At 68.8% G+C, this 22,173-nt stretch carries 20 protein-coding genes; 10 read left to right on the forward strand and 10 right to left on the reverse strand.

Translation table 11 applies throughout. The annotated features are described in order from the left end of the window. Positions 1-20: 20 nt before the first annotated feature. Positions 21-2,153, reverse strand: a complete 2,133-nt coding sequence (locus AC1DQP_RS03240; protein WP_478051092.1) for a methyl-accepting chemotaxis protein — start codon at positions 2,151-2,153, stop codon at positions 21-23. Between the two features lie 174 nt (positions 2,154-2,327). Between AC1DQP_RS03240 and AC1DQP_RS03245 the strand changes: the two genes are divergently transcribed. Both AC1DQP_RS03245 and AC1DQP_RS03250 read left to right on the forward strand, forming a co-directional pair. Then, on the forward strand, positions 2,328-2,780 hold the full coding sequence (locus tag AC1DQP_RS03245; RefSeq protein ID WP_457317827.1) for an Rrf2 family transcriptional regulator: 453 nt from the start codon (positions 2,328-2,330) through the stop codon (positions 2,778-2,780). After that, positions 2,770-3,675, forward strand: a complete 906-nt coding sequence (locus AC1DQP_RS03250) for an NAD(P)/FAD-dependent oxidoreductase (protein ID WP_457317828.1) — start codon at positions 2,770-2,772, stop codon at positions 3,673-3,675. Before AC1DQP_RS03245 ends, AC1DQP_RS03250 begins: the two co-directional genes overlap by 11 nt. A gap of 93 nt (positions 3,676-3,768) precedes the next feature. Here the strand turns inward: AC1DQP_RS03250 and AC1DQP_RS03255 are convergent, their stop codons facing one another. Next, positions 3,769-4,728 (reverse strand): aldo/keto reductase, encoded by a 960-nt coding sequence (locus tag AC1DQP_RS03255; RefSeq protein ID WP_457317829.1) that lies wholly within the window; start codon positions 4,726-4,728, stop codon positions 3,769-3,771. 171 nt (positions 4,729-4,899) lie between these two features. Here AC1DQP_RS03255 and AC1DQP_RS03260 point away from each other — a divergent pair, with 171 nt between their 5' ends. After that, positions 4,900-5,763 (forward strand): class I SAM-dependent methyltransferase, encoded by an 864-nt coding sequence (locus AC1DQP_RS03260; RefSeq protein ID WP_478051100.1) that lies wholly within the window; start codon positions 4,900-4,902, stop codon positions 5,761-5,763. A gap of 171 nt (positions 5,764-5,934) precedes the next feature. Then, a complete protein-coding gene (locus AC1DQP_RS03265; RefSeq protein ID WP_457317843.1) occupies positions 5,935-6,474 on the forward strand; it encodes a pseudouridine synthase in 540 nt (179 codons plus the stop codon). A gap of 133 nt (positions 6,475-6,607) precedes the next feature. Here the strand turns inward: AC1DQP_RS03265 and AC1DQP_RS03270 are convergent, their stop codons facing one another. Next, complete coding sequence (locus AC1DQP_RS03270; protein ID WP_256774846.1) at positions 6,608-6,997, reverse strand: hypothetical protein; 390 nt, start codon at positions 6,995-6,997, stop codon at positions 6,608-6,610. 184 nt (positions 6,998-7,181) lie between these two features. Continuing rightward, positions 7,182-9,686 (reverse strand): ATP-dependent helicase HrpB, encoded by a 2,505-nt coding sequence (hrpB, locus tag AC1DQP_RS03275; RefSeq protein WP_457317830.1) that lies wholly within the window; start codon positions 9,684-9,686, stop codon positions 7,182-7,184. Between the two features lie 102 nt (positions 9,687-9,788). On the opposite strand from hrpB, the gene AC1DQP_RS03280 reads away from it, so the two are divergent. Then, the gene (locus tag AC1DQP_RS03280) at positions 9,789-10,604 is read left to right on the forward strand and encodes a TatD family hydrolase (protein WP_478051093.1); all 816 of its coding nucleotides are present in this window, start codon (positions 9,789-9,791) and stop codon (positions 10,602-10,604) included. 334 nt (positions 10,605-10,938) lie between these two features. Here the strand turns inward: AC1DQP_RS03280 and AC1DQP_RS03285 are convergent, their stop codons facing one another. From AC1DQP_RS03285 to AC1DQP_RS03300, 4 genes are read right to left on the reverse strand one after another with little or no spacing between them, the layout of a single operon-like run. Continuing rightward, a complete protein-coding gene (locus AC1DQP_RS03285; protein WP_478051094.1) occupies positions 10,939-11,841 on the reverse strand; it encodes an NAD-dependent epimerase/dehydratase family protein in 903 nt (300 codons plus the stop codon). A 2-nt stretch (positions 11,842-11,843) separates the two neighbouring features. Further along, positions 11,844-12,782, reverse strand: a complete 939-nt coding sequence (gene panE, locus AC1DQP_RS03290; RefSeq protein ID WP_478051095.1) for a 2-dehydropantoate 2-reductase — start codon at positions 12,780-12,782, stop codon at positions 11,844-11,846. Then, the gene (locus AC1DQP_RS03295) at positions 12,782-13,582 is read right to left on the reverse strand and encodes an ABC transporter permease (RefSeq protein ID WP_256774841.1); all 801 of its coding nucleotides are present in this window, start codon (positions 13,580-13,582) and stop codon (positions 12,782-12,784) included. The genes panE and AC1DQP_RS03295 overlap by 1 nt, the downstream gene beginning before the upstream one ends. After that, positions 13,579-14,538, reverse strand: coding sequence for an ABC transporter ATP-binding protein (locus AC1DQP_RS03300; protein ID WP_256774840.1), 960 nt, complete (start codon positions 14,536-14,538; stop codon positions 13,579-13,581). The genes AC1DQP_RS03295 and AC1DQP_RS03300 overlap by 4 nt, the downstream gene beginning before the upstream one ends. A 104-nt stretch (positions 14,539-14,642) precedes the next feature. Between AC1DQP_RS03300 and AC1DQP_RS03305 the strand changes: the two genes are divergently transcribed. Next, a complete protein-coding gene (locus AC1DQP_RS03305) occupies positions 14,643-15,392 on the forward strand; it encodes a ferredoxin--NADP reductase (RefSeq protein ID WP_256774839.1) in 750 nt (249 codons plus the stop codon). A 47-nt stretch (positions 15,393-15,439) separates the two neighbouring features. On the opposite strand, the gene AC1DQP_RS03310 is transcribed toward AC1DQP_RS03305, so the two are convergent. Beyond that, positions 15,440-16,600: a lytic polysaccharide monooxygenase auxiliary activity family 9 protein gene (locus AC1DQP_RS03310; protein WP_478051096.1), complete on the reverse strand. Its 1,161-nt coding sequence runs from the start codon at positions 16,598-16,600 to the stop codon at positions 15,440-15,442. A gap of 259 nt (positions 16,601-16,859) precedes the next feature. Between AC1DQP_RS03310 and AC1DQP_RS03315 the strand changes: the two genes are divergently transcribed. From AC1DQP_RS03315 to AC1DQP_RS03330, 4 genes are all read left to right on the forward strand, one after another. Further along, complete coding sequence (locus tag AC1DQP_RS03315) at positions 16,860-18,026, forward strand: GGDEF domain-containing protein (protein ID WP_478051097.1); 1,167 nt, start codon at positions 16,860-16,862, stop codon at positions 18,024-18,026. 107 nt (positions 18,027-18,133) lie between these two features. Continuing rightward, a complete protein-coding gene (locus AC1DQP_RS03320) occupies positions 18,134-19,645 on the forward strand; it encodes an alpha/beta hydrolase (protein ID WP_478051098.1) in 1,512 nt (503 codons plus the stop codon). Next, positions 19,642-20,388: an ABC transporter ATP-binding protein gene (locus AC1DQP_RS03325; protein WP_457317837.1), complete on the forward strand. Its 747-nt coding sequence runs from the start codon at positions 19,642-19,644 to the stop codon at positions 20,386-20,388. Before AC1DQP_RS03320 ends, AC1DQP_RS03325 begins: the two co-directional genes overlap by 4 nt. Then, positions 20,385-21,569 carry an ABC transporter permease gene (locus AC1DQP_RS03330; protein ID WP_256774834.1) on the forward strand — a complete coding sequence of 395 codons (1,185 nt, stop codon included), beginning with the start codon at positions 20,385-20,387 and terminating at the stop codon, positions 21,567-21,569. The genes AC1DQP_RS03325 and AC1DQP_RS03330 overlap by 4 nt, the downstream gene beginning before the upstream one ends. A gap of 264 nt (positions 21,570-21,833) precedes the next feature. Here AC1DQP_RS03330 and AC1DQP_RS03335 read toward each other — a convergent pair. Beyond that, positions 21,834-22,173: energy transducer TonB (locus AC1DQP_RS03335; RefSeq protein WP_478051099.1), on the reverse strand; the 340-nt coding region annotated here is incomplete at its 5' end.

Here is a 22,173-nt window from a genome sequence, read left to right on the forward strand (position 1 = left end):
GCCCAGCGCCCGGCACTACCTCAGGCCGCCTGCGGCAATCCGCTCCGGGCAGCCCTGCCGGCATCCAGCACGAACACATCCACCGCCTCGTTGAGGGCGATGGCCTGTTCTTCCATGCTGCGTGCCGCCGCCGTTGCTTCCTCGACGAGCGCGGCATTCTGCTGGGTAGCTTCATCCATGTGCACCACGGTCTGGTTGACCTGTTCGATGCCCGCGGACTGCTCCTGCGACGCGGCGGAAATCTCGGCCATGATGGCGGTCACCTGCTGCACGCCGCTGACGATCTCGCCCATGGTCTGCCCGGCCTGCTGCACCAGCCGCGCGCCGCTGGCGACATCGCCGACGGAGAGGTCGATCAAGGTCTTGATCTCCTTGGCGGCCCCGGCCGAACGCTGGGCCAGCGTGCGCACTTCGCTGGCGACCACGGCAAACCCGCGGCCCTGTTCGCCGGCACGCGCCGCTTCCACCGCCGCGTTGAGCGCCAGGATGTTGGTCTGGAACGCGATGCCATCGATCACCGAGATGATTTCGGCGATGCGCCGGGACGAGGTCTGGATYGCGCCCATGGTCTGCACCACCTGGCCGACGACCTCACCGCCCTCGGCAGCCACCGCGTGCGCGCCGATCGCCAGCTGGTTGGCCTGTCGCGCGTGTTCGGCGTTCTGGCGCACGGTGGAGGTCAGCTCTTCCATCGAGGCGGCGGTTTCCTCCAGGTTGGCCGCCTGCTGCTCGGTGCGCTGGGACAGATCGTTGTTGCCTGTGGCGATCTCCCCGGCCGCCGCCTGGATCGACTGCGCGGCGCGCTTGATGTCGCCGACGATGCCGGTCAGCTGGCCGGTGGTCAGCGCCACATCGTCGCGCATGCGGGCGAACACCCCGTGGAACTGGCCGTGCATGCGCGCGCTGAGATCGCCGCGTGCGATCGCCTGCAGCACGGTCGACACCTGCTCCAGATCCTGTTCGGTCGTCTGCATCAGCCGGTTGAGACCACCGACCATGTCGCGGAAGTCGTACTGGTAACGCGCTTCGTCGCCACGCTGGCTGAAATCGCCGGCCGCCGCTGCCGTGGCGAGGCGCTTGATCTCGGCATTGATCGCGCCCAGGTTGACCTTGGCGGTATCCAGCGCCTGGGTGATCACCGCCTTTTCGCCGGGCAGACGTTCCATGTCCAGCGACAGATCGCCCACCGCATAGCGGCCCATGATCTCGATCGCGCGCATCTTCACCTGGATATGCGCATGCACCAGCGCGTTGCTGTCGCGGACCATCTGGCCGTAGCCGCCAGGGAAGGCAGTGTCGTCCATGCGGTAGCTGATCTGGCCGGCGTCATGGCGCTCGGCCATGGTGGCCTGCGCGGCCAGCACCTCCTTGAGCGTGCGGGTCACCGCGCCCATCGCCTGGCCGAGGCGGCCGATCTCGTCGCGGCTGTGCACCTGCACGCTGTGGTCCAGCTCACCGCGAGCTACCGCACGTGCGGCCGCTTCCACCGCCACCACCGGGGCGATCACCGCACGACGCAGCCACACGGCCAGCACGCCCATCAGTACCGCGGCGGCCAACGCGGTCAACACGGCACAGAGCAGCAGCGTGCGGCGTGCCTGCGTCGAGCGCGATGTCACCGCCTGTTCGGCCACCTGCGCGGTCTGCTTGCCCAGCGCATCCAGCGTGGTGCCCAACGCACGGTCCTTGCCCCGCACCAGCGCATCGCCCTGCAACGGGCTGTAGCCGCTGGCGGCGAACGCCTCAAGTGCGCCGTGGTACTCCTTCTGCAGCGCGGCGTGCTGGGCCAGGAAGCGGGCGGCCAGTCGTGCGGTGTTGGCGTCGTCGCTGCCGGCCAGCGCCTTGGCCAGCGCGGCGGTCTTGCCGCCCTGGCTGTCGAACGCGGCCAGATGGCGCGTGCGCAGCGCTTCATCGCTGCCGCGGATCAGCACGTTCTTCCATTCCTGCACCTGCAGCCGGAACTCGCGCTGCAGCAATTCGGCCTGCGCGTTGCGCGCCACCGCTGGCGGAACGTCGGTGGACAGGTTCAACCAGGCCGAGGCAAGCCCGGCCAAGGCGCACAGCACCACGATGGCCAGACCGAGCGACAGCGCGCCCAGCAACTTGAACTGCAGGCTCAGGGCGCGCGTGGGCACGCTGGATGTCTTGTTCATGGGGAGGGAAAGTGAGGGAGGGCGATGCGGTATCGGTTCGCGGCAGCTCTTTCTGAAGTGGGATGTGCATCACATTTATGTCTCCATTTACTGAAATGAAAATGATGTGACAGTGCCCAACGGCATGCCCAGGCGGTGCTGGACACCCGGTCGATTTGTAACTATGGTTGTTACATGAAATCCAGCAACCAGTTCTCCGACGCCCTGCATGTGATGGCCCATCTGGTCGGTCAGGATGGCCCGCGCACTTCCGAGCAGCTCGCCATGTGCCTGCCCACCCACCCGGTGGTGATCCGGCGCCTGCTTGCCGCCCTGCAACGGGGCGGGCTGGTGCGCACGGTGCGCGGTCACGGCGGCGGCAGCCAGCTGGCACGTGAGCCGGCACAGATCACCCTGCACGACGTCTACATCGCCATCGGCGCGCCGGCCCTGCTGCACACCGGTGCGCGCGAGACCGGGCGTGGCTGTCCGGTGCAGCAGGTGGTCAACGAGGCGCTGGACGACAGCTACCGCCAGGCCCAGACCCTGCTTGAGCAGCGCCTGCGCGGCACCACCCTGGCCACCCTCGGCGAGGCCTTCGCCCGCCACCTGGCCCACCATGCAGCAGGAGTTCCCCATGCGATTTGACGCCGTGATCGTAGGCGGCAGTTTTGCCGGCCTGTCCGCCGCCCTGATCCTGGCGCGTGCGCGCCGCGACGTCCTGGTGATCGACAGCGGGCTGCCGCGCAACCGCTTCGCCGCGCATTCGCACGGCGTGCTGGGCCAGGACGGCATCGCCGGTAGCGAGATGCTCCGGCAGGCCAAGGCGCAGCTGCTGGACTACCCGACCGTGCGCTGGGTCAGTGACACCGTCACCGACGCACATGCCAGCGCCGATGGCTTCACGGTCACCACCGCCGACGGCGGCACGTGGGCAGCGCGCAAGCTGCTGCTGGCCACCGGTATCCGCGACGAATTGCCCGACATTGCCGGGGTGAGCGAACGGTGGGGCCACAGCGTGCTGCACTGCCCGTACTGCCACGGCTACGAGGTCGGCGGCGGCGCGATCGGCCTGCTTGGCGGTCACGCGATGTCGGTGAAGATGGCCGGCCTGCTCGCCGACTGGGGCCAGGTCACGCTGTTCGCGCACGGCATGGTCATCGACGACGACGAACGGGCGATGCTGCAGCGGCGCGGCGTCAGCATCGAAACCTCGCAGGTGGTCAAACTGGCCGGGCAGGCGCCGGACCTGAGCGGGGCGCTGCTTGCCGACGGCCGCCACATCGACCTGCGCGCGCTGTTTGTCGCGGCGCGCCAGCACATGGCCTCGCCGCTTGTCGAACAGCTCGGCTGCGTGCTGGAAGAAAGCCCAATCGGCGTGCTGGTGCAGGTGGACGCGCAGAAGCAGACCAGCGTGCCCGGCGTGTACGCCGCCGGCGATGCGAGCGTGGTGGGCAACATCACCCTGGCAAATGCCGAAGGGGTCCGCGCCGGGATCAGTGTGCATCACGCGCTGGTGGCCGAAGACAGCGCGGTGGCCTGAACGGAAACGGCCACCCGAAGGTGGCCGTAGCGTGTTGCCGTAACCGTTGATCGCCGGGCGTCCGTCACCGATGCGTCTGGCCGTCGGGGTAACTCAGCCCTGCTCGGCACTCGCTGCATCCAGCTGCGCCACATCTTCGGTCGACAGCGCGACCTGCGCGGCAGCCAGCACATCCTTCAGCTGCTCGACGCTGGTCGCGCTGACGATCGGTGCGGTGATGCCGGGGCGTGCGATCAGCCAGGCCAGCGCGACCTGCGCGGCCGTCGCGCCGTGCCCGGCGGCGATGTCATCCAGCGCGGCCAGGATGCGCAGCCCGCGTGGGTTGACGTACTTGCTCACCACGCTCTGGCCGCGCGCACTACTCTTGCCCGCATCTTCGGCACTGCGGTACTTGCCGCTGAGGAAGCCACTGGCCAGCGAGTAGTAGCTGATCACGCCAATGCCGTGTTCGCGTACCAGCGGCTCCAGCGCGGCTTCATAGCCGGCGCGGTCGTACAGGTTGTACTCCGGCTGCAGGGTTTCATAGCGTGGCAGCGTGTAGTCCGCCGACACCTTCAGCGCATCGGCCAGGCGGCGGGCACTGTAGTTGGACGCGCCGATCGCGCGCACCTTGCCCTGCTCGATCAGACGACCGAAGGCGGCCAGCGTGGTTTCCAGCGGGGTGGATTCGTCGTCTTCGTGCGCCTGGTACAGATCGATCACATCGGTCTGCAGACGGCGCAGCGAATCTTCCACCGCCGCGGCGATATTGTCGGCCGACAGGCCCGGGCGCTCTGCCCACTTGGCCACCTTGGTGGCCAGCACCACCTTGTCGCGCTTGCCGCTGTGCTTGAACCAGCGGCCGAGGATCGTTTCCGATTCGCCGCCGCTGTTGCCGGGTACCCACGCCGAGTAGACATCGGCGGTGTCGACCAGGTTGAAGCCGGCATCGACGAACGCATCCAGCAACGCGAACGAGGTCTTCTCGTCTGCGCTCCAGCCGAAGACGTTGCCACCGAAGGCGATGGGGGCGACATGGAGGCCGGAACGACCGAGTTCGCGTGTAGCAGTCATGGGTGATGTTCTCCCTGGGAATCGTTTCCACAGGATACGGCCGGCGTGGTGACAGCGTTGCGGCAGCAGGCACAAAACAGTGTTCCGGATTGCTGCGTCGCACTAACGTTTTGTGAACACCTGTGCACGCCTGGCTGCTAGTCTCGCGGCATCCCGCTACCGGAAGCTCCGCTGATGAAAGCCCGTTCGTTGACCTGTGCCTGCCTGTTCACCGTCTCCACCCTGATGCTCGCCGCGCCCGCGATGGCCATCAAGCCTGCCGGCCCGAACGCGCAGGTTGCCATTACCCCGGCCGTGCAGAAGGCCGTGCAGGACAGCCATCGCGATCCGGCCAACGTCAAGCGCGATGCGTATCGCCATCCTGCGCAGACGCTGTCGTTCTTCGGCGTGGCACCGGGCAAGACGGTCATCGAGATCACCCCCGGCAGCGGCTGGTACTCGGAAATCCTCGCTCCGCTGCTGCGCGGCAAGGGCAGCTACGTGGCCGCCGTGGTTGATCCGATGGCCGTGCCCGAGGGCCGTGGCCGCGATTACCAGCAGCGCAGCCGCGAGGGACTGGAGAAAAAGTTCGCCGGCAACGCGGCGGTGTACGACAAGGCCACGCTGGTTGCCTACAACCCGACCGCGCCGGTGTTCGGTGCGGCCAATTCCGCCGACGTGGTGCTGACCTTCCGCAACGTGCACAACTGGCGCAGCGCCAACCAGGCCGAAGGCATGTTCAAGGGCTTCTACAGCGTGCTCAAGCCCGGCGGCGTGCTCGGCGTGGTCGAGCACCGCGCCAAGGCCGACGTGCCCGCCGATGACAAGACCGGGTATGTGGGCCAGAAGGAGGTGATCGCGATGGCCGAGGCCGCCGGCTTCAAACTGGCCGGCAGCAGCGAGATCAACGCCAACCCGCGCGATACCAAGGACTACCCCAACGGGGTATGGACGCTGCCGCCGACCAACCAGCACGACGCCGCCGACGAGGCCAAGTACCAGGCCATCGGTGAAAGCGACCGCATGACCCTGCGCTTCATCAAGCCCAAGGGCTGATACCGGTCGCGGCTGCGCACGTACCGATCGCAGGTCGGTACGTGCAGGTCGTCCCGTGCGATGCCTGCCGCGCCGCATCGTCGATCAGGCGTCACTGCCGCAGCCATGGCGGCACGCCCGCCCGAGGCTACGGGATGGGACAATGGCGGCTCCATTGCCGCCCGCTCCGCCATGCTGATCGCCTTCAACAAACCCTTCAACGTGCTGTGCCAGTTCACCGACCGCAGCCAGCCGCCGCGCGCGACACTGGCCGGATTCGGCCTGCCGCCGGCGGTGTATGCGGCCGGACGGCTGGACTACGACAGCGAGGGCCTGCTGCTGCTCACCGATGACGGTGGCCTGGCGCACACCCTCACCGATCCGCGGCACAAGGCGGACAAAACGTATTGGGTGCAGGTGGAAGGCACGGTCAGCGACGACCAGCTGCAGGCATTGCGGCGTGGCGTACCGCTCAACGATGGGCCGACGTTGCCGGCGGGCGTGGAGCGTCTGGACCCTGCACCGACGCTGTGGCCGCGCGATCCGCCGGTCCGTTTCCGCAAGACCGTCCCCGATGCCTGGCTGGCGATCACCCTGCGCGAAGGGCGCAACCGCCAGGTGCGGCGGATGACCGCGGCCGTGGGCCTACCCACGCTGCGGCTGGTGCGGGTGTCGATGGGCGCGCATGCGCTGGATGACCTGCAACCCGGCCAATGGCGCGAGATCCGGTAGCGCCACCCCATGGGGGGCTGCGCGCTGTGCCGGGCGTAAAACGCAGCCACCCATGGGGTGGCTCTACCCCGCCCCAAAAAAAACCGCCGGGCGTTGCCGGCGGTTTCGATGCGTCAACGCTGACCCGAAAGGATCAGGCGTCGCTGCCGATGTCGCTGTGTTCGTCCACCACGGTGCTGGCGCGACGGTTGCGGGCGCTGATGCGCTGCGCCTGGCCGTTCACCACCTCGCCGTTGGCGAGCTTCTTCTTCTGCTGCTTGCGGTACAGCGCGTAGCCCAGCAGGCCCACGCCGACGGCGGCAGCGGCGATGGTCACGGCCGGGTTGCGACGCACCACCTTGGCGGCCACCTTGCTGCCGGTCTTCACTGCGCCAAGCGCCGCGCCGGTCTTGATCCAGTCGGTCGCCTGCGGCCCGAAGTGGCGCAGGTTGCTGCCAGCATGCTTGAGGCCGTCACCGGCGGTGCTTGCCAGGTCCAGGGCGCGCTCGAGGGCGCGGTCGGTAATCACAGTCAATCTGCTCATGGGGGGTCCTTTGCCTCGGTTCTGGTCCAGTGTCGCCCTTGGGCCGTGTAGGGCGTGTTATCCGCCAGCCACGACCGGATGACGACTGTAGCCGCTCCTCAGGGCCACCGCCGTGGCACCGGATGACGCGGTCAGCCGCCAGCCATGAATGCGCCGGGCGCGTGAGGGCGCGCCGCCGGCGGCATCATGTCCCGCGCGGCTTGGCCCGATGGGTGGCGGTCGCCGTCCACGGATCGTCCGGCCACGGGTGCTTGGGATAGCGCCCCTTCATTTCCTTTTTTACGTCCGTGTAGGTGTTCGCCCAGAAGTTGCGCAGGTCCTGGGTGACCTGCAAGGGGCGTCCACCCGGCGAGAGCAGATGCAGGGTGAGCGGAATGCGTCCGTCGGCGATGCGCGGGGTGTCGGCCAGGCCGAACAGTTCCTGCAGCTTCACCGCCAGCACCGGAGGCTGCGGGGTGATGCCATCGGCATCGACGGCATAGTGGATCGCCCGCTCCATGCCCGACGGCACGGCGATGCGGACCGGCGCATGGCGATCGATCAACTGACGCTGCGCCCACGGCAACGGCGACTTCAATGCCTCGCCCAGGCTCGCCTCGTCCAGCGCATCCAGACGCGTCTTGCCGTTGAAGGCCGGCGTGAGCCAGCGCGGCAGGCTGTCCATCAAGGCCGCATCGGACAGATCGGGCAGTTCCAGCTCGGGCATCCACGCGCGTACCGCCAGCGCGCGCGCCTGCCACTGGCGCAGGCCGTCGGTCCACGGCAGCGCTTCGAGCCCCAGTTCGGCCACGGCCTCGGTCAGCGCCTGCGCGGCGTGGGCCGGATCCACGCGCCCGGCCGAACGGCTGTCGAGCACGATGCGGTCGAAGCGGGTCTCACGACGCGCCACCAGCGCGCGCTTGTCGGCGTCCCAGCGCACCACGTCTTCCTGTTGGAAGCGCTCGGGGAAATCACGCCGCAGCCGGTTTTCATCGACCGGCGCGGCGCGCAGCAGCAGCGCATCGCGTGCCTCGAAGCGCAGCTCCACCGCCACCAGCCACGGTTCGCCGCGCAGGTCGCTGGGATCGAACAGGCGCGCGCTGCGACCGTTGGCCAGCAGGTAGCGCAGCGGGTCGGTGGGGTGGCGCGCGGCGATGCGGTCGGGGAAGGCATGGGCGAGCAGATCGCCGAGCCGATGCGCCTCCACCGAGGCCGGCGGCGCGGTGTCGCAACGCAGGCGGCGTCGCCATTGTTTGCTGGCCGCATCGATGGCGGCCAAGGCGCCGCGGTTGGCGTCGTGCGGTGCGCGCCCCTGCCGGAACGCGGCCAGCGCACGCCAGCGGGCGGCCAGTGCATCGCCGCCCTGGCGCAGCGGATCGCGCGCTTCCACCAGTGCGGCCAGGTCGCAGGCCAGCGCCTGTTCGACGCCGCCTTCGGCTGCCAGCAGCATCGCCGCCAGCCGCGGGTGCGTGCCCAGGGTGAGCATGCGCCGGCCGAGCGCGGTCAGGGCGCCACCGTCGCGCATCGCACCCAGCCGCTGCAGCAATTCACGGGCGGCGGCCAGGGCGCCGACCGGCGGCGCGTCGACGAAGCGCAGGTCATCGCTGCCCCACGCGGCCAGTTCCAGTGCCAGCGACGCCAGTTCCACCTGCACCATCTCCGGCCGTCGCTGCGCTTCCAGCCGCTGCGACTGCGGCCACAACCGCCATGCCCAGCCGTCGGCAACGCGTCCGGCGCGTCCTGCGCGCTGGTCGGCCGAGGCCTGCGCGATGCTCACCACATCCAGACGCGCAAAGCCGCTGTTGGGGTCGTAGCGCGGTTCCCGCGCCACCCCGGCATCGATCACCACGCGCACGCCGGGCAGGGTGACCGAAGATTCGGCCACGTTGGTGGCCAGCACCACCCGGCGCTGGCCGTTCGGATCGGGCTGCAGCACGCGCGACTGCTGCTCCACCGGCAGCTCGCCGTGCAGCGGCAACACCTGCACCGTCGGCGGCAGCACCTGTTCCAGCGCCGCCTGGGTACGCGCGATCTCGCGCTGGCCGGGCAGGAACACCAGCACGTCGCCGGGATGTTCGGCCAACGCCTGCTCCACCGCGCGGCGCGCCTGCGCCTCCAGCGCTTCCTCGCGGCGTGCGGGGAAATGGCTGATGACCACCGGGAAGCTGCGGCCTTCGCTGCTCAGGCGCGGCGCCTCCAGGAACTGCGCCAGGCGCTCGCCATCCAGCGTGGCCGACATCACCACGATGCGCAGGTCCTCGCGCAGCTGCGCCTGCACATCCAGCGCCAAGGCCAGGCCCAGGTCGGCGGCCAGGTGGCGCTCGTGGAATTCATCGAACAGCAGCGCGCCCACGCCCTCCAGCATCGGGTCGTCCTGCAGCATCCGGGTCAGGATGCCTTCGGTGACCACTTCCACGCGCGTGCGTGCGGACACCTTGTTCTCGAAGCGGATGCGGTAACCGACGGTACCGCCGACCTCGTCGCCCAGCTGGCGCGCCATGAACTGCGCGGCACTGCGTGCGGCGACCCGGCGCGGTTCCAGCATGAGGATCTTGCGGCCCTGCAGCCATGGGGCGTCCAGCAGCGCCAGCGGCACCTGGGTGGTCTTGCCCGCACCGGGTGGCGCTTCCAGCACCAGCCGTGGATGGGTGGCCAGATGCGCGAGGATCTGCGGCAGCAGCGGGGAGATCGGGAAAATCGGCGTGCTCATGGGCCAAGGATACGGGCCGTGGGCGGGGGCGGCGAGACGTGTACGCCGGGGCCGTGCAGGCGGCACGCTAGAATGGACGGGTTCACTGTCCTGTAGCCCCCCATGCACCTGATCGATATCGGCGCCAACCTCACCCACGATTCCTTCGATCGCGACCGCGACGCCGTACTGGCGCGCGCGCGCGATGCCGGCGTGGTGCAGATGGTGATCACCGGCGCCAGCCGCGAGCACTCGCCGATGGCGTTGGAGCTGGCGCGCCAGCACCCGGGGTTCCTGTACGCCACCGCCGGCGTGCATCCGCATCACGCGGTGGAGTACACCGACGCGTGTGATGCGGAGATGCGTGCGCTGCACGCGCATGCCGAGGTGGTGGCGGTGGGCGAATGCGGGCTGGATTACTTCCGCGATTTCGCCCCGCGCCCGGCCCAGCACCGCGCGTTCGAACGCCAGTTGCAGCTGGCCAGCGACGTGCGGGCCGCCAATGGCGCGCGCAAGCCGCTGTTCCTGCACCAGCGCGACGCGCACGCCGATTTCATGGCGCAGATGAAGAACTTCGACGGCAAGCTCGGCGCGGCGGTGGTGCATTGCTTCACCGGCGAGCGCCAGGAACTGTTCGATTACCTGGACCAGGACTGGTACATCGGCATCACCGGCTGGCTGTGCGATGAGCGCCGCGGTGGCCACCTGCGCGAGCTGGTCAGGCACATCCCGGCCAACCGCCTGATGATCGAGACCGACGCGCCGTACCTGCTGCCACGCTCGCTCAAGCCGATGCCCAAGGACCGCCGCAACGAGCCGATGTTCCTGTCGCATATCGTCGAGGAGCTGGCGCGCGACCGTGGCGAGGAAGTGGACGTCACGGCAGCCAATGCGACGGCGGCCACGCGCACGTTCTTCCGCCTGCCCGACGCAGCCTGACCCGCCCCGGCGTCGGTAGTGCCGAGCCGTGCTCGGCAACCGCGCAACGCGCGGCCCAGACCAGGCGTATCTATTGCCCGATCCGGTAGTGCCGAGCCATGCTCGGCAACCGCGCGACGCGCGGCCTACACCGGGCGTATTTATTGCCCGATCGGGTAGTGCCGAGCCATGCTCGGCAACCGCGCGACGCGCGGCCCACACCGGGCGTATTTATTGCCCGATCCGGTAGTGCCGAGCCATGCTCGGCAACCGCGCGACGCGCGGCCCACACCAGACGTATTTGTTGCCGGCCACCCGGGTACCGGAACGGAGAGCAGCCGAGCATGGCTCGGCTCTACCGGTTCGCGGTGACGCGCCCGTCGCCGGCCGCCCACGCATCGGTCAAGCCTTCGCGGTAGGTCGGGAACCGCGGCTGCCACTGCAATGCCTCGCGTGTGCCGCGACTGTCGATGCGCTTGTTGCTGCTATAGAAGCGCCGCAGAGAAGCAGGGACGGCCGGATCATCCCAGGCCTGCGGCGCAGGCAGCGGCAGGCCACTCAGGGCCGCCGCATAGGCCAGCACGTCCTGCGGCGGAGCCGGCTCATTGTCGGCCGGCAGATACAGCGCGTTACCCCGCGGCCGGCGCATCGCTGCGAGCACCGCAGTGGCGAGATCTTCGACGTGCAGCCGGTTGAATACCTGGCCCGGACGCACAACCTGCCGCGCCTTGCCCTGTGCCAACTGCACCAGCGCGTTGCGTCCGCGTCCGTACAGGGCGGGCAGCCGGAACACCGCCGAGGCGAGGCCGTGCGCCCGCGCGAAGGCCTGCCACTGCTGTTCGGCGCGCAGGCGCTTCAGTGCGGTGTCGTCGGTGGCATCGGCCGTCGCGTGCGTGTCGATCCAGCCGCCATCGCGGTCGGCATACACGGCCGTCGACGAAAGGTAGCCCACCCAGCGCAGCGACGGTGCATCCTGCAGCGCCTCGCCGAGCAGGCGCAGGGCGGGATCGCCGTCGGCATCGGGCGGGACACTGCACAGGATCGCATCGGCGGTTCGGATCGCCTCACGCAACGCCGCATCGAGGGCGCATCCCTCGGCCAGACGATGGCGTGGCACGCCGTCGGCCGGCGTGGTGGCGGGATCGCGCACGGTGCCGCTACAGGCAATGCCGTGTGCCTGCAGCAGCGCGGYCAGATGTCGCCCGCCGTAGCCCAGGCCCAGCACCAGCACGCGTGCCGGCGCGGTGTCGGCGGCCATGCTCAGCCCTTGCGCTGCTGCTGGTAGGCCTGCAGGTGCGCATACGCCACGGCCAGCAGGGGCGCCGCCTGTTCGGCGGCACGCGCGCGGACCAGCATGTCGCCGACGATCTGCTCGGCCTCGACCTGCTGGCCGGCTTCCAGGTCGCGCAGCATCGAGGCCTTCAGCACAGAACCGGCCTGGGTGGTCGCGGTCAGGGCGATCTCGCGCGCCTTGGCGGGAATCGGCTCACCGGCGGCGTCGGCCACGGCCAGGCATTCGTCGTACAGCCCGCGCACGATCGCCGCGCCATCATCGGTGGCCACGATCGTGCCGACATCGGCGCGCATCAGGCAGGTCGATGCGGCCAGGGTGGTCAGGAAGGTGTACTTGATCCACTGCTCCTGGCCGATCGCATCGCTGGCCACATGGTCCACGCCGGCCTGCACGCAGGCCGCCGCCAGCGCCAGCACCCGCGCGCTGCTGCCGGTGCCGTCGCGCTCGCCGAAGGTGAGCTTGGCCGCAGGCGCCAGATGCAGCACCGCGCCATCGGCGGCCTTGGTCGCGCTGATGAAGCACAGCCCGCCCAACACCGCATCGCGGCCGAAGCGCGCATCCAGAGCGGCGTAATGGCGCAGCCCGTTGAGGATCGGCAGTACCGTGGTGCGCGGCCCCATCGCCGGCGMGATGGCCTCGATGGCGCTGTCCAGGTCATAGGCCTTGCAGCTCAGGATGACCAGGTCGAACGGCTGCGCCGCCGCCAGCGCGGGCAATGCCTCGGCGCTGACGTGCTGCACCGCGAACGCCGCATCGCCCAGCGGGCTGCGGATCACCAGACCCTCGGCCTCCAGCTGGGCTGCACGCGCCGGACGTACCAGGAAGGTCACGTCCACGCCGGCCTGCGCCAGGCGACCACCGAAATAACCGCCGGTACCGCCGGCGCCGAGGATCAGGATGCGCATCAGCTCCGCATCCCCACACCACGCTTCAGCAGCCACAGCGCGAGCGCGGTGAGCGCCACCACGAAGCCGAGCATCAGCGCGTAGGCCACCCACAGCGGCACGTCGCTGGTGCCCAGCAGGCCGTAGCGGAACGCGTTGACCATGTAGAAGATCGGGTTGGCATGGGTGGCCGCTTCGGCCCAGGTCGGCAGCAGCTTCACCGAGTAGAACACGCCGCCCAGATAGGTCAGCGGGGTCAGGATGAAGGTCGGCACGATCGCCACGTCATCGAACTTCTTGGCGTACACCGCGTTGATGAAACCGGCCAGCGAGAAGATCGTCGCGCCCAGCAGCACCGTGGTCAGCGTCACCAGCGGATGCGGGATGCGCACCGGGGTGAAGAACATGGCGATGATCAGCACGATCACGCCGACCATCAGGCCGCGCAGCACCGCGCCGGACACATAGCCCCACAGGATCACCCAGTTCGGCATCGGGCTCACCAGCAGCTCTTCGACATGGCGGCCGAACTTGGCGCCGAAGAAGGACGAACTGATGTTGCCATAGCTGTTCTGGATCACGCTCATCATCACCAGGCCCGGCACGATGAACTGCATGTAGCTGTAGCCGCCCATCTCGCCCACGCGCGAGCCGATCAGGCCGCCGAAGATCAGGAAGTACAGGGTCATGGTGATCGCCGGCGGCACCAGGGTCTGGCCCCAGATGCGCAGGATGCGCGCCACTTCGCGGCGCACGATGGTCATCAGCGCGATGCGGTTGCGCTGGCCGTCGGTCAGGACCGGGGTCGGGGTGCTGCTCATGCCACGTTCTCCTGGTTGCCGGTGAGGCGCACGAACAGCTCCTCCAGGCGGTTGCTCTTGGTCCGCATCGAACGCACCCGGATGCCGGCGGCGTTCAAGGCGTCAAAGACCCGGTTGAGGTCCATCGCGCGCGGCATGTCCACATCCAGCGTGTGGCTGTCGGTGGCGATCAGGATGGCGCCTTCGATTTCCGGCAGCTGGGCCGGCAGGCTGCCGTCGATGTCGAACAGGAAGCCTTCCACGTCCAGCTTGGCCAGCAGTTCGCGCATCGGGCCCTGGGTGACGATCTGGCCGTGGTTGATGATGGCCAGGTTCCGGCACAGGTGCTCGGCTTCTTCCAGGTAGTGCGTGGTCAGGATGATCGTGGTGCCGGCGGCATTGATCTCCTTGAGCACGCGCCACATGTCGCGGCGGATCTCGATGTCCACACCGGCGGTGGGCTCATCCAGGATCAGCAGGCGCGGGCGGGTCATCATCGCGCGGGCGATCATCAGCCGGCGCTTCATGCCGCCGGACAGGGTACGGCTCATCACCTGCGCCTTCTCCCACAGATGCGCGCGCTTGAGCTCCTCTTCGGCCATCTTCTCGGCCTCGGCGCGGGCCACGCCGTAGAACCCGGCGTAGTTGACCAGGATGTCGAAGGGCTTCTCGAACAGGTTGAAGTTGATCTCCTGCGGGACCAGGCCGATCAGGCGCATGGTCGCACTGCGGTTGCGCACCAGGTCGCTGCCGAAGACCTCGACCTGGCCCTCGCTGAGGTTCACCAGCGAGCTGATGATGCCGATCAGGGTGGACTTGCCGGCCCCGTTGGGGCCCAGCAGGGCGAAGAAATCGCCCGGGAGGACGTCCAGCGAGACGCCCTTCAGGGCCTGGGTGCCGTTTTCGTAGGTTTTACGGAGGTCGCGGACCCGCAGGGCGGGGGCCGTACCGGTCGCGGGAGTGTTCTGGGAAGCCAAGCTCTTGCCTTCGCGCCTGCGGGCTGGCGCTGGATAGGGGCGGGGAGCGGCTATTATAGAAGACCCCGAGGGCTTGCCCCGGCTACACACTGTCCCGAAAAGTCGTGCCTGCCCAATTCCCCCTCAAACTGGTCGACCGGCGCATGCTGGCCCCGACCGTCGGCCACTACCAGTTCCTGCGTGATGACGGCCAGCCGCTGGATTTCCAGCCCGGCCAGTTCATCCAGGTCCATTTCGAGTACGCCGACGGCACCGCCACCAAGCGCAGTTACTCGCTGGCCACCATTCACAACCACGCCCTCGGCGCGGGCGAAGCGGTCGATATCGCGGTCAGCTTCGTCCCCGGCGGCGCCGCCACGGCCCTGTTCGAGGGCCTGGACATCGGCGGCCACGTCACCGCCAGCGGCCCGTTCGGCCGGTTCTGCCTGCAGCCGGGCGACCACAACGCGCGCTACCTGCTGATCGCCACCGGCACCGGGGTCACCCCCTACCGCTCGATGCTGCCGCTGCTGGCCACCGCCATGGCCGAGCGTGGTGTCGACGTGGTGCTGCTGCAGGGCGCCCGCACGCCGGCCGAACTGCTCTACAGCGACGACTTCCGCGCCTTCGCCGACGCCCACCCGGGCTTCCGCTACGTGCCGTGCCTGTCGCGCGAGCTGCCCGACAACCCGCACCCGGACGTGCGCCACGGCTACGTGCAGCAGCACCTGGCCGAATTCGCGCCCAACCCGGCCACCGACATCGCCTACCTGTGCGGCAACCCGGACATGGTGGATGCGACGTTCGAGGCGTTGAAAGAGGCGGGGCTGCCGACGCCGCAGGTGCGGCGGGAGAAGTACGTCAGTAGCAAGTAGGCCGCTGCGCTGACCGGGGGCAGCCAACGCCGCCCCCGGTGGTGCACTCAGTACGGAATCCAGGCGTCGCGCCAGGCCGATCCGGTCCCGGGGCGGTAGGCGTCGGCGTCGGTGTTGCACCAGGCGCCTTCCGGGAACGGCCGGCACGCATACAGCTGGCCATCGCTGCCCTTCACCACGGTCTGGCCCGGAATGTAGCGGCCGATACCGGCGGGGTAGACGAAATCGTAGTCACCCTCCGGCGGCGGCACTTCCGGTGTCCGTACATCGAGCTGGAACCGGTGGCCCGCCGAGAGGTACACGCGGTTGTCGGTGGCCGAGGCTATCGGCGTGACCACCCCATCGCGCATCACCCCCACCCGCGCGTGGGTGGCGCTGGCGTTGACCTGCCGGGCCAACTGCAGCGGCCACTGCGCAGGGGCGGTCTGGCCGCTGGCCAGCGTGGCCTGCACCGTTTCCACGTCCTGCCCGGCGGCAGTGAACACGCGCAGCGACAACACCGTTCCAACCGGCAGTTCGCCGCGTGCGGTAAGCGGACCGGCGTCCTGCCAGCCGGGCGGGGGCGTGCCGCCGTCGCCGTCGAAGCGCACGTCCATGCAGGTGTAGAACGCCTCGCCGGAATCGGCACGTTGCCAGGTGTTGTAGATCACATGCGGGCCAGTGCGCCTGGGCAACTGGCATTCCAGCGTGTAGGTGCCATCGGGCGACAGCGGCGTATTGCCCAGCGTGCAGAACTTCTCCAGGTCGCCCCAGCCCATCGGTGAACCGGGCTGCCAGCCCTCGCGCGTGACGAAGAACTGCCAGTCACGCGTTACATGCGGTGCCGAGGCCTTGAATACGAAGGTGAAGCGGCCATTGGCATCGGCCTGGATCGGCGTGCGCTGCCAGTCGCTGCGGTCCAGGTCCAGGCCACGGAAGGTGGGGTTGTTGCCACTGCACAGCGCCCCGTCCGGCACCACGGCCTGGTGATTGCCGTTGGCGTGGGCTTGGTTGATGCCCGCCCAGTCGTAGAACGCCTGGGCGCCACCAACCGCCTTGGCGGCGGCGCAGGCCGGGTTGGTCGGGTTTTCCGGATTGCCCTGGAAGCAGGCGTACACCCGGCTGATCGGCGTGGTCATGGTGCCGTGGGCGTGCGCGGTCGCGCCGGCCGCCAGGCCGCCCAGCGCCAGTGACAGCGCGATCAGGGAACGGGAATGTCGAGAGGTCATGGTGTCTCCGTAAGCAGGGATGAAAGGCGCGGCCGGCATCGGTGCGTCGGCGGGGGCGATGGGGCGCGCGCCGCCGAGTATCTGGCGCTGTCAGGAAATTCCTAATGGGATTTATTGCAGTGGATGCGCGTTGGGACAGTCATCAATGTGCGTCTGGGCAGCGCATCCCAGAACGTTGCGGAATGGCGTCGATACCGCGACGGCTTTGCCACGCCGCCGCGCACGCTAAACTGCGCGCCGTTCCGATGCCCGAGGCCGCATGTCCCTGGATTTCCCCACCGTCGCGGTCCTCGGCTACCTGCTGTGCCTGGGCATTGCGTTGGGCTTTTCACTCCTGCTGCTGGTCCTGCGCGGGCAACCGGCGCTGCGCCTGTGGACGGCCAGTCTGTGGCTGCTGGCGCTCAGCTTGACCTCGGTGGCGCTGCGTGCGCAGTTGCCGGTGGTGCCGCTGGTGATCTTCGGCAATGCGGTATTGGCGCTGTCGGCGGTGGCGATGCTGTACGGCGTGGCGCGCCACCTGCAGCGGCGACTGCCGAGCTGGCAGCCGGCGCTGCTGGCCGGTGCGTACGTAGCCGGCATCGTGGTGTTCGTGGTGCCGTTACCGAACCTGGCCGTCCGGCTCAACGTGGCCAGCCTGTTCTCTGTCCTGGTCAACAGCTGGATGGCCTGGATGCTGGTCCGACATGCACCGCCCGAGCAGCGCACCAGTTGCTGGCTGGCCGCGGCGATCTTCGGGGCTGAAGCGATGGTGTACCTGGTGCGGCTGTGGTTGCCGGTGGCGCCCGATGCCGGGCAGGACATCTTCCGGGCTGGCGCGCCGATGTTTGCCACTTACCTCGCGGGCATCTTCCTGGAACTGGCCCGCTGCTTCGCCCTGGTGCTGCTGCTGGTGGAGAAGATGCTGGTCGACCTGCGCCGCGCGGCACGCACCGATGGACTGACCGGCCTGCTCAACCGCGGCGCGGTGCTGGCCGATGGCCAGGCGTGCCTGCAGCAGTGCCAGCGGCAACAGCAACCGTTGGCCCTGCTGCTGCTGGACGTAGACCACTTCAAGCAGGTCAACGATCGCTGGGGGCACATCGCGGGCGACCAGGTCCTGCGCCACTTCGCCACGGTCCTGTCCAGCAGTCTGGCCGGGCAGCAGCCGTTGTTGGGCCGCTACGGCGGCGAGGAGTTCGTGCTGCTGCTGCCGGGCGCCGACCATGCCCGGGCCACGCAACAGGCCGACCACATCCGCGCGCAGCTGCAGGCTTGCCCCGCCTGCCTGGGCGATGTGCCGGTCATGGTCACCACCAGCATCGGGTTGGCTGTCGACACTGGGGCGCACGACCTGGCGGCCTTGCTGGCCGCCGCTGACCGGGCGCTCTACCAGGCCAAGGCCGACGGCCGCGACCGCACCGTCAGCGCGGTTCCAGTGACTGCCTGAGCCTGGCCGAGGCACGGCATCGGTACTCGCGGCAGTGTGCGCGTCACATCCAGCGCGCCCCGCCGTCATGGCATGCTGAGACCCTTCAATCCAGGATGCGATCGAACATGCGAGTTTCCTGCCGTCCCTTGGCGACCGGAGCAGCCTTGCTGCTGCTGGCCGCCTGCCAGGCCACCCCGGATACCCCGGCGGAGGGCGCGCAACGCCAGTACGGAACACTGACGTTCAAGCCGTGCACGCTGACCAGCACCCAGGCCAGCGACAACGTCGAAGCCCAGTGCACCACCCTGCAGGTGGCCGAGAACCCGGCCGCGCCCACCGGTCGCAAGATCGGCTTGAATATCGCGTGGCTGGAAACCAGCAACGAAGGCGAGGGCAAGCACGACCCGGTGTTCTTCCTGGCCGGCGGGCCGGGCCAGGCGGCTACTGAAGTGGCGGCGGTGATCAACCTGGCCCTGCGCGAAGTGCGCAAGCAGCGCGACATCATCCTGGTCGACCAGCGTGGCACGGGTAAATCCAATCCGCTGACCTGCGTGGGCGCCGACGGCAAGGAGATGGCGCTCGATGACGCCGCTACCCCGTCCACCCAGCTGATCGCCGATTTCGCCCGGCAGTGCGCCGCATCGCTGGCTGATCGCGCCGACACCCGTTTCTACACCACCACCCAGGCCATCGGCGACATCGATGCGGTGCGTGCGGCCCTGGGCGCGGACAAGATCAACCTGATCGGCGGCTCCTACGGCACCCGCGTGGCCCAGCAGTACGCCGCGCACTACCCGCAGCACACCCGTGCGGTGGTGATCGACGGCGTGGCCCCCAACGACGTGGTGGTGGGCGGTGATTTCGCCGACACCTTCGAAACGGCCATCGACCTGCAGGCCGAGCAGTGCCGCAAGGACGCCGCGTGCGCCAAGCGCTTCCCGGTCGATACCCGCACCCAGCTGAAGAACGTGATGACCGCGCTGGCCAAGGCCCCGGTCGAGGTCGAGTACCGCGACCCGGGCACCGCCGAGGCCAAGCGCGACGTGCTCACCGCCGACTCGGTCACCGGCCTGGCCTTCATGTTCTCGTACATGCCCGAGCTGTCCTCGCTGCTGCCGGTGGTGCTCGACGAGGCCGCGCACGCGCGCTACGCGCCGCTGATGTCGCTGAGCAGGATGGCCGGTCGCACGCTGGGGGTGCAGATGAACCGGGGCATGCAGTGGTCGGTGATCTGCGCCGAGGATGCCGACCGTTACCAGGAGCCGGCCGTCAATGATCGCCTGCTCGGGCCGGAAGTGGCGCGCATGTTCTTCGCCGCGTGCCCGGGCTGGAACGTCGGCACGCGCCCGAAGGACTTCACCGCCCCGCTGAAGAGCGACCTGCCGGTGCTGCTGCTGTCGGGCCAGTTCGATCCGGTCACCCCGCCGCGCTACGCCGAGCAGGTGCTCAAGACCCTGCCCAACGGCCGCCATCTGGTCGCCAAGGGCCAGGGCCACGGCACCCTCAACGCTGGCTGCATGCCGCGCCTGCTCGGCCAGTTCATGGACAAGGCCGACGCCACGTCGCTCGACGCCACCTGCCTGGACGCGCTGAGTCCGGTGCCGGCCTTCACTTCGTTCAACGGATGGGCACCATGATCGTCGCCGAGAACCTGCATAAAGCCTTCAAGACCAAGACCGGCCTGATCAAGGCGGTGAACAACGTCGGCTTCCATGCCGAGGACGGCCAGATCACCGGCCTGCTCGGCCCCAACGGCGCCGGCAAGACCACCACCATGCGCATGCTGTACACGCTGATGACGCCTGACGAAGGCCGGGTGATGGTCGATGGCATCGACGCGGCTGCCGACGCGGTGGCGGTGCGCCGCCGGCTGGGCGTGCTGCCCGATGCGCGCGGGGTCTACAAGCGCCTGACCGCGCGCGAGAACATCGCCTACTTCGGCCAGTTGCACGGCATGAGCGGGCCGCAGATCCGCGAGCGCACCCAGGTGCTGTCGCAGGCGCTGGACATGGAAGACATCCTGGACCGCCAGACCGATGGTTTCTCGCAGGGCCAGCGCACCAAGACCGCGATCGCCCGCGCGCTGGTGCACGACCCGCGCAACGTCATCCTCGACGAGCCCACCAACGGCCTGGACGTGATGACCACGCGCGCGCTGCGCGGCTTCCTGCGGGGTCTGCGCAACGAGGGCCGCTGCGTCATCTTCTCCAGCCACATCATGCAGGAGGTGGCCGCGCTGTGTGATCGCATCGTGATCATCGCCCACGGCACGGTGATGGCCGCCGGCACGGCCGATGAGCTGCGCGCACAGACCGGGGAAGACAACCTGGAAGATGCCTTCGTCAAGGTGATCGGTTCGGAAGAAGGATTGCACGCATGAGTTCGTTCGCCACGTTGTTGACCGTGATGCGCAAGGAACTGCGCGATCTTTCCCGCGACCGCCGCACCCTTGCGCTGACCCTGCTGCTCGGCCCGCTGCTGTACCCGATCCTGATCCTGGGCATGGGCAAGCTGGCCGAAAGCCGGGTCAAGACCCAGATCGACAAGCCACTGGACATCGCCACCATCGGTCGCGAGCACGCGCCCAACCTGGTGCGCTTCCTGGCCGCGCAGGGACTCAATGCGGTGGATGCCCCCAAGGACCTGACCGAGGCCATCCGCGACCAGCAGATCGACGTCGCGTTGCGGATCAGCCCGGACTTCGGCGAGGACTGGGCCGAAGGGCGTCCGGCGCTGGTGGAGATCGTCAAGGACAGCACCCGCCGCGCCGCCGACATCCCCAGCATGCGCCTGCAGACCGCGCTGGCCGGCTACAACCAGCAGGTGGGTGCGCTGCGCCTGCTCGCCCGTGGCGTGGATGCACAGGTGGCCCGGCCGCTGGAGCTGGCCACGCAGGACCTGGCCACCGCCGAGGCCAAGCGCGGTCAGGTGCTGTCCTACCTGCTGCCGGTACTGCTGACCATCACCTCGTTCCTGGGCGGCGCCTACCTGGTGATGGATACCACCGCCGGCGAGCGCGAGCGCCAGTCGCTGGAGCCGCTGCTGGCCACCCCGGCGCCGCGCAGTGCCATCGTCAGTGGCAAGATCGCCGCCGCCTGCATGGTGGGCATGGCCTCGCTGCTGCTGACATTGTTGGCGTTCAAGCTGAGTGCGCAGGTGTCCAGCAGCGGGGCAGGGCGACAGCTCAACATGGGCTTCCTGCCGATGCTGCAGATGCTGCTGATCATGCTGCCGATGCTGTTCATCGGCACCTCGCTGCTGACGTTCCTGTCGGCGGCGGCCAAGAGCATGAAGGAAGCCCAAAGCCACATGACCTGGCTGATGCTGCTGCCGATGCTGCCCGGGTATGCGCTGATGGTGTACCCGCTGAAGAGTGAGCTGTGGCAGTTCGCGGTGCCGTTCCTGGCGCAGAACCAGATGCTGCTGAAGATCATCCGCCATGAGCCGATCAGCGCGCAGATGTGGGGCGTGTACCTGGCCGCTGGCTTCGGACTGGCGGCGGTGCTGTGGTACGCGGCGGTGCGTCGTTACCACCAGGAGCGGTTGGCGATTTCGGGGTGAGTCGTGCGGGGCGATGGCGACGCTGCCATCGCCCCGCTATCGATGCTCGCGTTGGAGCCAAGGGCGCAATCCGCGGATGGGTTGTGATCCCCCGCCGATGGTTCAGGTGCTTGCGGTTGGTAGTGCAGCCACGCATGGCGTGGCTCTACCGGCCCCGAACCCGGGTAGAGCCACGCCATGCGTGGCTGCCTTGCAACGAGAAACACGGAACCAACAAAAAGCCCGGCGCACGCCGGGCTTTTTGTTACCGCGATCGGCCAGCGATCAACCGCCCGGCGCGAAGGCCAGCGTGCGACGCGTGGTCACCGGTGCACCGACCGGTTCGAACTTCCAGCGCTTGACCGCGTTGAGCGCTTCGCGATCGAACACGCGCGAGGGCGTGGCGCGCAGCACGCGGGCGTTGGTGACCGAGCCGTCGGTGCCGACGGTGATTTCCACCAGCACTTCGCCGGACGTGCCCGACCGCAGCGCCTCGGCCGGGTAGCGCGGGGCCGGGGTGCTGACCGGGCGCAGGCTGGGTGCGGCGGCGGCCGGTGCAGCGGCCTGGCGGGCAGCGGTGGCCTGCTGGGCGGCGGCGGCCTGCTGGCGCTGTTCGGCCTCGCGG

The sequence above is a fragment of the Stenotrophomonas sp. P5_A8 genome (genome assembly GCF_056400545.1).

What these genes read in the sequence shown, in the direction of transcription:
- AC1DQP_RS03315 (WP_478051097.1), top strand. Translation starts at nt 16,860, where the DNA reads ATGTCCCTGGATTTCCCCACCGTCGCGGTCCTCGGCTACCTGCTGTGC.
- AC1DQP_RS03330 (WP_256774834.1), top strand. Translation starts at nt 20,385, where the DNA reads ATGAGTTCGTTCGCCACGTTGTTGACCGTGATGCGCAAGGAACTGCGC.
- AC1DQP_RS03295 (WP_256774841.1), bottom strand. Translation starts at nt 13,582, where the DNA reads ATGAGCAGCACCCCGACCCCGGTCCTGACCGACGGCCAGCGCAACCGC.
- AC1DQP_RS03250 (WP_457317828.1), top strand. Translation starts at nt 2,770, where the DNA reads ATGCGATTTGACGCCGTGATCGTAGGCGGCAGTTTTGCCGGCCTGTCC.
- AC1DQP_RS03280 (WP_478051093.1), top strand. Translation starts at nt 9,789, where the DNA reads ATGCACCTGATCGATATCGGCGCCAACCTCACCCACGATTCCTTCGAT.
- AC1DQP_RS03255 (WP_457317829.1), bottom strand. Translation starts at nt 4,728, where the DNA reads ATGACTGCTACACGCGAACTCGGTCGTTCCGGCCTCCATGTCGCCCCC.
- AC1DQP_RS03265 (WP_457317843.1), top strand. Translation starts at nt 5,935, where the DNA reads ATGCTGATCGCCTTCAACAAACCCTTCAACGTGCTGTGCCAGTTCACC.
- AC1DQP_RS03320 (WP_478051098.1), top strand. Translation starts at nt 18,134, where the DNA reads ATGCGAGTTTCCTGCCGTCCCTTGGCGACCGGAGCAGCCTTGCTGCTG.
- AC1DQP_RS03270 (WP_256774846.1), bottom strand. Translation starts at nt 6,997, where the DNA reads ATGAGCAGATTGACTGTGATTACCGACCGCGCCCTCGAGCGCGCCCTG.
- AC1DQP_RS03325 (WP_457317837.1), top strand. Translation starts at nt 19,642, where the DNA reads ATGATCGTCGCCGAGAACCTGCATAAAGCCTTCAAGACCAAGACCGGC.
- AC1DQP_RS03245 (WP_457317827.1), top strand. Translation starts at nt 2,328, where the DNA reads ATGAAATCCAGCAACCAGTTCTCCGACGCCCTGCATGTGATGGCCCAT.
- AC1DQP_RS03310 (WP_478051096.1), bottom strand. Translation starts at nt 16,600, where the DNA reads ATGACCTCTCGACATTCCCGTTCCCTGATCGCGCTGTCACTGGCGCTG.
- hrpB (WP_457317830.1), bottom strand. Translation starts at nt 9,686, where the DNA reads ATGAGCACGCCGATTTTCCCGATCTCCCCGCTGCTGCCGCAGATCCTC.